Origin of the sequence: Actinomadura alba (assembly GCF_014323705.1) — a bacterium.
Classification (GTDB): Bacteria; Actinomycetota; Actinomycetes; order Streptosporangiales; family Streptosporangiaceae; genus Actinomadura_C; species Actinomadura_C alba.
This window is the reverse complement of the sequence record NZ_JABVEC010000012.1, coordinates 77,551-90,010: the sequence shown is the minus strand read 5'-3', so window position 1 is coordinate 90,010 and position 12,460 is coordinate 77,551. Positions and strand designations below refer to the sequence as shown.

General features: G+C 69.7%; 10 protein-coding genes. 8 read left to right on the top strand and 2 right to left on the bottom strand.

Features of this window, described 5'->3' with window-relative positions:
• Positions 1-190 precede the first annotated feature (190 nt).
• The 8 genes from HKK74_RS17570 to HKK74_RS17535 all read left to right on the top strand — a co-directional run bounded on the left by HKK74_RS17570 (position 191) and on the right by HKK74_RS17535 (position 9,559).
• Complete coding sequence (locus HKK74_RS17570; protein WP_222722391.1) at positions 191-2,218, top strand: hypothetical protein; 2,028 nt, start codon at positions 191-193, stop codon at positions 2,216-2,218.
• A 67-nt stretch (positions 2,219-2,285) separates the two neighbouring features.
• Positions 2,286-3,809, top strand: a complete 1,524-nt coding sequence (gene pelF / locus HKK74_RS17565; protein WP_187244310.1) for a GT4 family glycosyltransferase PelF — start codon at positions 2,286-2,288, stop codon at positions 3,807-3,809.
• Positions 3,806-5,245, top strand: a complete 1,440-nt coding sequence (locus HKK74_RS17560) for a hypothetical protein (RefSeq protein ID WP_187244309.1) — start codon at positions 3,806-3,808, stop codon at positions 5,243-5,245. The genes pelF and HKK74_RS17560 overlap by 4 nt, the downstream gene beginning before the upstream one ends.
• Before the next feature lie 58 nt (positions 5,246-5,303).
• On the top strand, positions 5,304-6,299 hold the full coding sequence (locus HKK74_RS17555; RefSeq protein WP_187244308.1) for a GDP-mannose 4,6-dehydratase: 996 nt from the start codon (positions 5,304-5,306) through the stop codon (positions 6,297-6,299).
• Positions 6,300-6,312: 13 nt separating this feature from the next.
• Positions 6,313-7,032 (top strand): nucleotidyltransferase family protein, encoded by a 720-nt coding sequence (locus tag HKK74_RS17550; protein WP_187244307.1) that lies wholly within the window; start codon positions 6,313-6,315, stop codon positions 7,030-7,032.
• Positions 7,029-7,904 carry an NAD-dependent epimerase/dehydratase family protein gene (locus tag HKK74_RS17545; protein ID WP_187244306.1) on the top strand — a complete coding sequence of 292 codons (876 nt, stop codon included), beginning with the start codon at positions 7,029-7,031 and terminating at the stop codon, positions 7,902-7,904. Before HKK74_RS17550 ends, HKK74_RS17545 begins: the two co-directional genes overlap by 4 nt.
• Positions 7,892-8,701 carry a spherulation-specific family 4 protein gene (locus HKK74_RS17540; RefSeq protein ID WP_222722390.1) on the top strand — a complete coding sequence of 270 codons (810 nt, stop codon included), beginning with the start codon at positions 7,892-7,894 and terminating at the stop codon, positions 8,699-8,701. The genes HKK74_RS17545 and HKK74_RS17540 overlap by 13 nt, the downstream gene beginning before the upstream one ends.
• Positions 8,702-8,743: 42 nt before the next feature.
• Positions 8,744-9,559: an endo alpha-1,4 polygalactosaminidase gene (locus HKK74_RS17535; RefSeq protein ID WP_187244305.1), complete on the top strand. Its 816-nt coding sequence runs from the start codon at positions 8,744-8,746 to the stop codon at positions 9,557-9,559.
• A 526-nt stretch (positions 9,560-10,085) separates the two neighbouring features.
• Here the strand turns inward: HKK74_RS17535 and HKK74_RS17530 are convergent.
• Positions 10,086-11,312: a cytochrome P450 gene (locus HKK74_RS17530; RefSeq protein WP_187244304.1), complete on the bottom strand. Its 1,227-nt coding sequence runs from the start codon at positions 11,310-11,312 to the stop codon at positions 10,086-10,088.
• 294 nt (positions 11,313-11,606) lie between these two features.
• The gene (locus tag HKK74_RS17525; RefSeq protein ID WP_187244303.1) at positions 11,607-12,458 is read right to left on the bottom strand and encodes an EamA family transporter; all 852 of its coding nucleotides are present in this window, start codon (positions 12,456-12,458) and stop codon (positions 11,607-11,609) included.
• Between the last annotated feature and the right edge of the window lie 2 nt (positions 12,459-12,460).

Genomic DNA, 12,460 nt, shown 5'->3' with positions numbered 1-12,460 from the left:
TGTTTTGTAACGGCGGTCCTAGGACCGGTCCTATTCAAAAAATGGGACCCAGATCAATTTGCTAAATACATAAGCCGTGTCGCATGCTCTCGTTGCACGTTCAACAAGCGATGAAGCGATAACGGCTGCGTCCGGTTCGATCGATATTTCGATCTTCGCCGTCCCGGCCTTCACCTACTGGGAGGCGTTGGTGAGACTCAAGAACCGCCTTGCGATCGGAGTCCTTTCCGTCGCGGCGATGACATCGTCGGTGCTTTTGTTCCCCGCGGGGGCCGCGCACGCCGCGGACCCGCGCATCGATCTCAAGGTGCTCGTCGTCAGCGACGGCGGCTCCTCGGTTTCCGCGATCGAGGAGCAACTCCAAGCCGAGGGCGTGCCGCATCGGACGGTCGACCTCAATGACGCGAACCGTCCCGTGATCAACAAAGCCTTCCTCGAGGACACGGTCAGCGGGGCGCCCCGGGCGAAGTACCAGGCGGTCGTGTTGCCGAACGCCGATCCGTTCACCGAGGCGGCGGAGATGACGGCACTCGCCGACTTCGAGAAGAGGTTCGGCATCCGGCAGGTCGACGCCTACGTCTACCCGAATGCGGCCGTGGGCATGAACGCGCCCGGGTTCGCCGGCGCCCTCGACGGCACCACGGCCGCCCTCTCGGCCACCGGGATCTCCGGCCCGTTCCGCTACCTCAAGGGTCCCGTCCGCTTCGACGACAACTCCCCGACCGTCCCGGAGAGCTATGCCTACCTGGCGAGCCCCCTGCCGGACAACGCCGCCCAGGGCACCAGGTTCGAGCCGTACCTCACGGCGACGGCCCAGGGACAGACCGGCACCCTCGCCGGTGTCTACACCCACGACGGCCGCAGCGAGATGGTGCTGACCTTCGCCTACAACTTCAACCAGTGGCAGTTCCGCACCATCGCGCATGGGATCGTCTCGTGGCTGACCAAGGGCGTCCACCTCGGCCACAACCGCAACTACTTCGCGGTGCACGTCGACGACATCTTCCTGCCCGACTCCAGGTGGAGCACCCAGCACAACTGCACCCCGGGCGAGGACTGCCCCGCCGGCGTGACGACGCCGGACATCCGCATGACCTCGGCCGATGTCACCCAGGCGGTGAACTGGCAGAACCAGAACGGCTTCACCCTCGACATGGTCTACAACGGAGCGGGCAGCGACGAGGCCGTCGCGCAGAACGGCTCGGACCCGCTGACCACCTCGATGGTCTCGAACAGGGCCAGGTTCCGCTGGGTCAACCACACCTACGAGCACCCCTACCTCGGGTGCAAGCAGGACACCTCGGTCGTGCCGTGGCGCTGCGAGACCGACGCGGCCGGCAACGTGCAGTACGTCAGCAAGACCGAGATCAAGGACCAGATCACCAAGAACCTCAGCTGGGGCCGCGGCAAGGGGCTCAGCCTCGGGGCCGACGAACTGGTGACGGGTGAGCACTCCGGTCTGAAGATCCTTCCGCAGCAGCCGGACGACAACCCGGGCCTCGGGCCCGCGCTGAACGAGACCGGGGTGAAGTGGACCGCCAGCGACGCCTCGCGGGGCAAGGCGCAGCGCCCGGTGGGCAACGCGCTGACCGTGCCGCGCCACCCGATGAGCGTCTACTTCAACACCGCCACCAAGCAGGAAATGGCCGACGAGTACAACTGGATCTACACCAGCCGGGCCGACGGGGGCAGCGGCATCTGCGAGGACAACCCCGCAACGGTGACCTGCATCCAGCCACTCGACCAGACCACCGGCTATGACAGCCACATCGTGCCGGTCGACGCCCGGATCACCCTGTCGCACATCGTCACCAACGACCCTCGGCCGCACTATGTGCACCAGTCCAACCTGACCGAGGACCGCATCCTCTACCCGATGCTGGACCGGATCCTGGCCGACTACCGGGCCGCCTTCGCCGGCAACGCGACACTCGTGAACCCACGGATGTCCGCCCTCGGCGCGGAGCTCGAGCGGCAGGTCACCTGGCGCAACGCGATGAACAACGTCACGGCCTACGTGAAGAGCGGGGAGGTCACCGTCCAGCGGCCGAGCGGTGTGGCGGTTCCGATCACCGTGCCCGAGGGGACCCGCGACTGCAGCGGGCTGCTCGGCTGCCTGCTCGGCGGCCCGGCGTACGGAGTCCAGTACGCGGGTGAGCGGTCCGCCTACACCGGCACGAGCGTCCTGCTCGATCTTCCGGCCGGGGCCATGGGCTGACCGGGCCGTTCGGACATCGGCGGTTTCGACAGCGGCGGCACGGTCACGGGGATCGGAAGGATCGGGGATGAACATCACGCTGGTCACGGAGGGTACCTATCCGCACGCCTACGGCGGCGTGAGCGTCTGGTGCGATCAGCTCGTACGCGGCATGCCGGAGCACTCCTTCAACGTCGTGGCCATCACCGGCACCGGCGCGGAGCCCCTGGCCTGGGAGCTGCCCGGGCACGTGACCGCGGAGTCCGTGCCGCTCTGGGGCCCGCGGGCGGGCGGCCGTCCCCCGCGGGCCGGTGCCGCCCGGCGGTTCGAGCTGCTCTACCGCACGATGCTGGACCTGATCCTCGACCCGTCCGACGCGGCGGCCGAGGCCTTCCCAAGCGTGCTGCACTCGCTGCTCGAGTTCGCCCGGACGAACGACCTGCGGGCGGCGCTCGGCGGGGAGGGACCGGTGCGATGGCTGGTCGAGGCGTGGTCCGCCCGCCGTGCGGACTTCGCCCGGATGGGCGTCCGGCCCACCGTGCACGACGCGCTGACCGCGGTGGACCTGCTGGAGCACTCCTTGCGCCCGCTGTCGGCTCCGGTCCCACGTGCGGACGTCACCCACGCGGTCTCCAACGGGGTGGCCGTGCTGCCCGGGCTGGCCGCCAAGTGGACGTACGGAACGCCGCTGTGCCTGACCGAGCACGGCATCTACCTGCGGGAGCGCTATCTGGGGTACGGAAAGTCGCCCTATCCCTGGCCGGTCAAGGCTCTGGTCCTCGGCTTCCTGCGGCTGCTGAGCGGGGCCGGCTACCGGGCCGCCGACCTGGTGACCCCCGGGAACCGTTACAACCAGCGGTGGGAGGTGCGCTGCGGGGCGCGCCCCGACCGCATCCAGACCGTCTACAACGGCGTCGATCCGGGCGACTTCCCGGCGGCCGGCGCCGAACCCGCCGTTCCCACGATCAGCTGGGCGGGACGAGTCGACCCCATCAAGGACCTCGAGACGCTGATCCGGGCCTTCGCGCGGGTCCATACGGAGCTCCCCGGCGTACGGCTGCGCCTGTTCGGCGGCACGCCGAAGGGCGGGGAGCGCTATCGCGAGCGGTGCGAGGCCCTCGCCGCCGAGCTCGGGGTCGCCGAGCACGTGGCGTTCGAGGGCAGGGTCGACGACATCCGGGACGCCTACGTGGCCGGCACGGTCGTGGTGCTGTCCAGCATCTCGGAAGGCTTCCCGTACACGCTGATCGAGGCGATGACCTGCGGCCGCGCGACGGTGGCCACCGACGTGGGAGGCGTACGGGAGGCGGTCGGCGACACCGGTGCCGTCGTCCCGCCCCGGGATCCCGAGGCGATGGCGCGGGCCTGTGTGCGGCTGCTGCGCGACGAGGTCACGCGGCACCGGCTCGGTGCCGCCGCCCGCGAACGGGCGCTGGAGTACTTCACCGTCGACCAGGCCGTGGGCTCGTTCCGGTCGATCTACGCCGACCTGGCGCGGGGCGAGCCGCCGGTCACCGCGACCGAGCCGGTCACCGCCACCACGCCCGTCATCGGCACCCCGACGCTGACCATCGGCCCGGGGGTCGCGGCCACCACGGCGAGGTCGGCGTGACGGCCGCGATGCCGCCGGGTGCCCTGCGCGGGCTGCCGGCGCCCGGAGACCCTGACGCCGGCGACTCGCTGGAAGCGCTGACGCGGCGCATGGAGGAACTGTGCGCGGGAGCGGTCGACCCCTTCGAGGTGGCCGCCGGGCTGGAGGCGGACGGGCTCAACGACGAGGGAGCCGGGCAGTACGGCTACCCGCACGTCTTCGCGCTCGCCGAGGACCTCTACGAACGAACCGAGCGCCGGCCGGCGACGCCGGAGGCGCTGCCGAACCCGTGGAGCGGCGAGGTCTGGCGGCAGCTGCTCCGGGGCATGCTCTTCGGCCTGCCCGGTCTCTGCTACGCCACGGCCACTCCGGCGCTGACCAGACCCGGCGGCAGCGTCGTGCTCATGCTGTCGCTCCTGCTGTCGTGGTCGGCGAGCCAGGGGGTGGCCTACCTCGCCTACGTCCGGATGGGCCGGGGCGACCGGCCGGCCGCAGCGCGCGTGATGAGACACGGCCTGACGGCGACCGGAGTCGTCGCGGTGCCGGTCATCGTGGCGACGGCAGTCCTTCTCGACGCGGGCGGAGCCGCGACGGCGCTCGCCGTCGGGCAGTGCGTCTACCTACTGGCGGCCACGGTGGCGCTGGTCATCGGGGCCGAACCGTGGCTGCTCCTGGCGCTGCTGCCCGGTGCCGTCGCGAGTACGGTGCAGCTGGCCGCCGGCGGGCCGGTCCGGCCGGTCCTCTGGATCGCCTGGGCCGTCACCATCACGGCGACCGTTTGCCTCGCGGTCGCCCGCACCGCCGGCCCCGGCTCGGCCGGCGGCGACACCGCCGGTGGCCGCGTGGACCGGAGCGACGCCGCGATGGCGCTGCCGTACGCGCTGTTCGGGCTCCTCTCCGGCGGCATGCTCACCTTCCCGACGGTGTCGACCCTGCTGGGCCGGTCGGAGCCGACTGCCGCGACCAGCGTGGCCGTGCTCGCGCTGTCGCTGTCCATGGGCTTCGCCGAGTGGATCCTCGTCTCCTACCGCCGGCGCATGCACCGGACCCTGCTCGGCCACAGCAGTGTGCGGGGTTTCGCGCTGGCCGCACGCGCCACGCTGGCGGCCGCGGTCGCCGCCTACCTGGTCGTGCTGACGGCTCTCGCGGTCGCCATCGCGGGACTGGCCGGACTGAACGGAGACCTCCTCCGGGATTCGGCCGGCCCGGCCACGACGACCTGGACGGCCGGTGGCTACCTCGGGTTGGGCGGCGCCTTCTTCGTGGCGCTGCTCCTGCAGTCCTGCGGCCGGATCCGGGCCGTGCTGGCCGGCTGCGCGAGCGCCCTGGCCGCCGAGACCGTGGCCTCTCACGCCGCGAACCCATGGGTCGTCCAGTTCGTGGTGGCCTGCGGGCTGCTCGTCGCTCTTCTGACGTACGCGTTCGTCGTCCTCGGCAGGGCGACGTCCCATCGATAGGTCCGTAAGCGACGGATCCCTAATTCAGTGGATCCCTCACCCGAACGAAAGGTGTCACATGGAAAGCCTGGTCGCGGTCACGGGGGCCGAGGGCTTCATCGGCTCTCACCTCGTCGAACTGCTCGTGGAGCGAGGTCATCGCGTGCGCGCGATGGCGCAGTACAACTCGTTCGGCACCTGGGGCTGGCTCGACACGCTCCCGCCCGACGTCCTGGACCACGTGGAGGTCGTCCTCGGCGACGTTCGCGACCCGGCATCGACCCATGACCTGATCGGTCAGGCCGAGGTGGTCTATCACCTGGCCGCCCTGATCGCGATCCCGTACTCCTATCAGGCGCCGCACTCCTACGTCGAGACGAACGCCCTCGGCACCCTCAACGTGCTCGAGGCCGTGCGCAGGCTGGGCACCTCGCGGCTCGTGCACACGTCCACCAGCGAGACCTACGGGACGGCCCGGACGGTCCCGATCAGCGAGGACCACCCGCTGCAGGCACAGTCCCCGTACGCGGCCTCGAAGGTCGCCGCCGACAAGCTGGTGGAGAGCTATCACCTCAGCTTCGAGCTGCCGGTGGTGACGCTGCGACCCTTCAACACGTTCGGGCCGCGGCAGTCCGCGCGGGCCTTCATCCCGACCGTGACCAGCCAGATCGCGGCGGGCGCCAAGGTCGTCTCCGTGGGGGCGCTGGACCCGACCCGGGACTTCACCTTCGTGAAGGACACCGCCGCCGCGTTCGTCGCGGTGGGCACGGCGCCCGCGCAGGAGGTCGTGGGCGAGCTGTTCAACGCGGGCACCGGTCAGGAGATCTCGATGGGCAGGCTGGCCGACGAGATCGCCGGGCTGATGGGCCGCGAGGTCACGTTCCGCTCCGAGTCGGCCCGGCACCGGCCGGTCAACTCGGAGGTGATGCGCCTCATCTGTGACGCCGCGAAGCTCCGGCGGCGCACCGGCTGGCAGCCCCGGCACACGCTGCAGAGCGGGCTCAAGCACACCATCGAGTGGTTCCTGGATCCGGCCAACCTGGACCGCTACCGACCCGGCACCTACACCGTCTGAACAGGGAGTCGACATGCACGCGGTGATCCTCGCAGGCGGCAAGGGCGTACGGCTCCTCCCGTACACCACGACACTGCCGAAGCCTCTCGTCCCCATCGGGGACCGGTATTCGATCCTGGAGATCGTCCTTCACCAGCTCGCCAGACACGGGTTCCGTACGGCGACCCTCGCCATCGGCCACCTCGGCCACCTGATCCGGGCGTACGTCGGCGACGGCGACCGGTGGGGGATGCGCATCGACTACGCGGTCGAGGAATCACCGCTCGGCACCATCGGCCCGCTCCTGACGATGCGCGACCGACTCCCTGACGACTTCCTCGTCATGAACGGCGACGTCCTCACCGACCTCGACTTCGCGGGCCTGCTGGCAGAGCACAACGCCGCGCGCGCCGCGCTCACCATCGCCACCTACCCCCGCCAGGTGAACATCGACTTCGGCGTGCTCAAGACCGAGGACGGGCATGTCATAGAGTTCGCGGAGAAGCCCATGCTCGACTACCGGGTGAGCATGGGGGTCTATGCCGTCTCCAGAGACGTCCTCGCGCGTTACGAGCCGGGACTGCCGCTCGGATTCGACGAGCTGATCATCGACCAGTTGGCCGACGGTCGGCCTCCGCGCGAGTACCGCTTCGACGGTTACTGGCTCGACATCGGCCGGCCGGACGACTACGACCGGGCCAACGCCGAGTTCGCCGGGCTGCGGCCCGCGCTACTGGAGGGTGTGGACACATGAGGCTTCTCCTGATTGGGGCGAGCGGCTTCATCGGCCGCCACATCCGGGCCCGCGCCACCGGTTTCCAGGTGGTCACCATCTCCAGGTCGCAGGGCGCGGGCGACGTGTGCCTGGACCTTGCCGCGGCCGGTCCGGCGGAGGTGGCCAAGCTGATCGATGAGGAAGCACCGGACGCGGTGGTCAACTGCAGCGGCGTCACCGGGGGCGATCCGGCGGAGATGGTGTCCGGCAACGTCGTCGCCGTCGCGAACCTCGTCGCGGCGCTGGCCGCGGTGCCGGTCCGGCTCGTCCACGTGGGGTCGGCGGCCGAGTACGGTCAGGTGGCGCCCGGGAATCCGATCACCGAGTCCACCGAGCCCCGCCCTGTCGGTCCGTACGGCGTCACCAAGCTGGCGGGGACCGAGATCGTACGGGCGGCGGTGTCGGATGCGGTGGTCCTGCGGGTGTTCAACCCGATCGGACCGGGCATGCCCGGCTCCACCCTGCCCGGCCGCGTCGCGGCGAGGCTCCGTGGACGTGACGCGGAGGTACGGGTCGGCTCGCTCGCCGCCCATCGGGACTTCGTCGACGTGCGAGACGTGGCCGACGCGGTTCTCGCCGCCGCCGGCTGCGCCGGGCCGTTGCCGCCCGTACTGAACGTCGGCAGCGGCCGGGCCACCCCGCTGCGGGAGGTGGTGACCGCCCTCTCGGAGATCGCGGGACCCGGCTCGCGGATCGTGGAGGACACCGCGGGCGGCTCCGCCCGGTCGGCCGGGGTGCCCTGGCAGCAGGCCGACATCAGTGCCATCGGCCGCGCCCTCGGGTGGGCGCCCACCACCGACCTGACCGCGTCGCTGCGGGATCTGTGGAAGGACACCGCATGCCTGGCCTGATCGGGGGTGAGGGGTTCTCGGTCTCGCGCCGCAAGGTTCTGCGTGATGTCGGGAAGGTGACGTCTGCCGCCGTGATCATGCCGACCTCGTTCGCCGGTGACGCCGGTGCCGGCGGCTCTGCCGCCGAAGCCCCGGACGCGCTGCTGGTGCCGGCGTACTTTCATCCCGCGCATTTTCCAGCCGAGTGGGCCCGGCTGACCGATCCCCGCCTGCTGGCGGTGGTGCTCAACGTGCACAACGGCCCGGGCAGCACACGAGACCCCGAGTTCGCCGCCGCCGTGGCCCGGATCGAGAGGTCGGGAGGAACGGTCGTCGGCTACATCGACACCGCCTACGGCGCCCGACCGGCCGCGGACATCCAGGCGGAGGCACGGCGATACCGGAATTGGTACGGCGTCGCGGACGTCTTCCTAGACCAGGTCTCGGCCGGGCCGGAGGCGCTGCCGGCCTACCGGAGCATCTGCGCGGCCCTTCGGGACCGGCACGCCGAGTTCGTCGTGTTCAACCACGGCACCCATCCCGACCCGGGATACGCGGCGGTCGCCGACCTGCTCGTCACCTTCGAGGGGCCGTGGTCTGCGTACGAGCAAATGCGGCCGCCCGCGTGGGCGATGGAACTGCCCACCGAGCGACTCTGCCACCTGGTCTACGCCGTACCGCCCGAGGCGTGCGACCCGGCGATGCGGCTGGCCCGATGCAACAACGCCGGCATCGCGTACGTGACCGACGGGGACGGCGCGAACCCGTGGGGCGGACTGCCCGGCTACTTCGAGCATGAGCTCACCCTCATCTCGTGAACCGGGCACTGACCTCGTGAACCGGGCCCTAATCTGTGGCCGATGAGAAGCCCACTCGGTATCGTGCTCGCGGTCGCGTGCCTGACCGGTTGCTCAGCATCCCCGCCATCGGCCCAACCGATGCCATCCGCGGGGTCGTCGTCCGGTCACAGGTCAGGCCGGCCTTGGGTTCCGGCTCCGGCGGTGCCCTGGCAGTGGCAGCTCACCACCCCGGTCGATCTGAGCGTGAACGTTCCCGTCTACGACATCGACGGGTTCGACAACAGCGCCGCCGTGGTCCGCGAACTGCATGAGCGCAATCGCCGGGTCATCTGTTACGTCAATGTGGGAGCGGCGGAGAACTTCCGGCCGGACTACACGGTGTTCCCACCGGGTGTGCTCGGCAGGCGCAACGGCTGGCCCGGGGAGCGGTGGCTCGACATCCGGCGCGTCGACGTGCTCGGCCCGATCATGGCCAAGCGGTTCGACATGTGCCGGGCCAAGGGCTTCGACGCGGTGGAGCCCGACCTGGTGGAGGGCTACACCGAATCCACCGGATTCCCGCTCACGGCCGCCGATCAGCTCAGATACAACCGGTTCATCGCAGGGCTGGCCCATGATCGCGGGATGTCGGTGGGCCTGAAGAACGACCTCGCACAGATTCCCGCGCTGCTGGCGTACTTCGATTTCGCCGTCAACGAGCAGTGCGCGGAGTTCGGCGAATGCCACCTGCTCACCCCGTTCGTCAACGCCGGCAAGGCCGTGCTGCACGTGGAGTACAAGTTGCCCACGTCGAGGTTCTGCGCTGAGACGAAGGCGCTCGGCTTCAGCTCCATGCGCAAGCGCCTCCCTCTCGGACCTTGGCGGCAACCGTGCTAGACGCCTCTGCTTCAGAGGGCCGCCTGGACCCGGTAAGAGCGGAGTAACCCGTCACGCGCGCTCGAACATGACCCGTACCTCTGCCACCTGCGGCTTTGTAAGACGATGCCTTACGTGCCCGTTCTCACCTGCAACCCCGCAGCAGCGGATCAGAAGTCCCATGCTCCCGTATCGGATCGGTACTCCCACTGTCGGTCTATGCCGTTTCGTACGCGACTCCACCGTTTCCGATGCTGGGTTGTGTCGCGTCGTGCCGTTGTGTTCCATGACATACGAGCAACCATCGAGCAACCATGGGCGTCAGTCGGCCGGACTTGCCCTGGCACGGATCATCTTTGTGCCCAGAACGTGGTCCGGATTGGGGTGAGCGTTCCAAACGCTGCGCCTGCCGAGATTTCATCCATGCAGGTCAAGGACGGGCGGCGTCGCAATCGCCGCACATGGGTTTCTCCGAGGTTGTCATAGGACGCCGCACGGCAGTGCCGAATCTGCCACGGTATTTGTTCTCATTTATGGACGGCGGGCATCAGGACCAGACCACGTGGAGGGCCTGTGGACCGCGGTGCATCAGGCTGGGGACATACGTCGGCGGCCGACTGGCGTCCAGCTTCAGGTTAGGGAGCCGCTCGGCCACGGTGTCGAGAACGATCCGGGCCTCCAGGCGGGCGAGCGACGCGCCGAGACACGCGTGAATGCCGCGGCCGAAGCTGAGGTGCCGGTGGTTGTTGCTGCGGGCTGGGTCGAATTGGTCGGGGTCGGAAAAGACGGCCTCGTCGCGGTTGGCCGAACCGAACAGCACCATCACCTGCGCCCCCGCTGGTATGCGTGCCCCGCCGAGCGCAACCTCCTCGGTCGTCGTGCGGAACATGCCTTGCACTGGCGCGTCCATCCGCAGACCTTCGGTGATCACATCGTCGGTCAGGGTCGGGTCGTCCCGGAAGGCCCGCAGTATCTCCGGGCGCGCGAGCAGCAGCACCAGGAGGTTCCCGATCAGATTGGTCGTGGTCTCATGGCCCGCGAAGATCAGGACGATCAGCAGGTTGACGAGCTCGGCGACGTCCAGCGGCTGCTCGCCGTCGGCGTGCGCCTTGATCAGCGCGGACAGCAGATCGTCACGCGGCGCGCTGCGGCGCGCCTCGATCTGCGCTTCTAGGTAGCGCTGAAACGCGACCGAGCTGCGCGCACACGCGAGCTGTCGGTCGCCGTCGGTGCCGGGCGCCCCGAGCGTCACCAAGTCATCGGTCCAGATTTTGAGCTTGTCGCGCGCTTCGACGGGTAGGCCGATCAGCGTACAGATGATCTCGATCGGCACCGGGTAGGCCAGCTCGGCGATCAGGTCGACGCCGCCGTCGGGAGCGAAGCCGTCCATAAGCCGCGTGACGATCGCTCGAACGCTCGGCTCGAGCGCGGCCACCAGCCGCGGCGCGAACGCACGGCTCACCAGACTGCGCGTCCGCGTATGGCTCGGCGGGTCGTCGTTGACCAGCATCGGCAGCTCGGGGTACGCCTCCTGCAACACCTCGCGGACCGCCGGCGGCGCATCGGCGGGCGTACGCATCAGGAAGCGCGAGGAGAAACGCGCCGTATCCTTCAGCACGGCCCATACGTCGTCGTAGCGGGTGACGAACCAGAGCCCGAACTCCGGGCTGTAGAGCACCGGCGCCTCGCGGCGGGCGCGCGCGTACAACGGGTACGGGTCCTCCAGGTAGGGCGGCTCAAGCCGGTTGAACACCCACGGCAGCGCCGATTCCACCCCATCCTCCTCGCGGTGCGGTCCTCAATGATACGGCCGAGCGGTGCGGCCCTCCGTACCCCGCTCAGACGCTTGCCATGCGAACTCCGTGAGGGACGATGCTGACCCACTCTGTCGGCCCGCTGCAGGGCGGCGCGCGGTCAGGTGTGCTCTGGATGAGGTCGCGCCCTCAACCTGTCTGGACGCGTCAGAGCGCTCACGCGACGCGTGCCGGCACCTGGGAGACTGTCACGTCCGGAACTGTGCGCGCCGGGGGCGAGACGCCTTCGGCTACTCGGTCAGGTGCAGGGGCGGTCAGGTCGCCGCAAGAGCGAGGACGCCGCACAACGATGTCGCGATGCCGACTTGTTGGATCCGGGCCAGCCGCTCGTCCAGCCAGATCCTCGCGAGGGCCATTGTGACGACGGTGTGCAGGGAGCCTACAACGGCGACGATGCCGACCAGACCGCGCGTGGTCGCCAGGGCGTACAGCGAGTCGGCGGTGACGATGAGCACGCCGACCAGTGCGATCGTCGGTAGGTCGGCGCGGCGGACCGCGAGTCGGTTACCTCGCGCGGTCCTGATGACCATGATGGTCGTGATTGCCGCCACCGAGGTGAGCCGGGCGGTGAGCAACGCCCAGCGGATGTCGTCCTCGCTGGCCCGGTCCAGGGCGATGAAGAACGCACCGAACCCGAGCGCGGCCAGCAGTCCGTAGCAGATACTCGGGCCGAGGCGGGCGGTGTCCGCGCCACCTGACCGGGGCTGGCACGAGGTGATCACCAGCCCGACGAGCGCGAGACCGAGGCCGATGCTCTGCGAGAGGCCCGGCACCTGCCCGAGCACCAGTCCGGCCGCCACCGGCACCACGGGCGCGGTCGCGGCGACCGGTGCGACGACGCTCATGGTTCCCACCGACAGTCCCCGGTACAGGGCGGCGATCGCCACCGCCTCCCCGGCTCCGGCGGCGGCGGCCCAGAGCAGGTAGGTGCCGTTCGGCGGGCCAACGCCACGCGCCGCGACGAGCACGGCCACCACGACCAGCGCTGTGGCTTGCGAGACCAACAGAACCGACAGCAGCGGTGCCGAGCGTGCCTTCAGCCCGCCGAGGAAGTCGGAGACTCCCCAGCCGAGGCTGGCACCCAGGGCCAGCAGGACGGCCAGCATTT

Coding starts and splice junctions, on each gene's coding strand:
- pelF (WP_187244310.1), top strand. CDS start 2,286: ATGAACATCACGCTGGTCACGGAGGGTACCTATCCGCACGCCTACGGC.
- HKK74_RS17525 (WP_187244303.1), bottom strand. CDS start 12,458: ATGCTGGCCGTCCTGCTGGCCCTGGGTGCCAGCCTCGGCTGGGGAGTC.
- HKK74_RS17540 (WP_222722390.1), top strand. CDS start 7,892: ATGCCTGGCCTGATCGGGGGTGAGGGGTTCTCGGTCTCGCGCCGCAAG.
- HKK74_RS17535 (WP_187244305.1), top strand. CDS start 8,744: ATGAGAAGCCCACTCGGTATCGTGCTCGCGGTCGCGTGCCTGACCGGT.
- HKK74_RS17545 (WP_187244306.1), top strand. CDS start 7,029: ATGAGGCTTCTCCTGATTGGGGCGAGCGGCTTCATCGGCCGCCACATC.
- HKK74_RS17555 (WP_187244308.1), top strand. CDS start 5,304: ATGGAAAGCCTGGTCGCGGTCACGGGGGCCGAGGGCTTCATCGGCTCT.
- HKK74_RS17550 (WP_187244307.1), top strand. CDS start 6,313: ATGCACGCGGTGATCCTCGCAGGCGGCAAGGGCGTACGGCTCCTCCCG.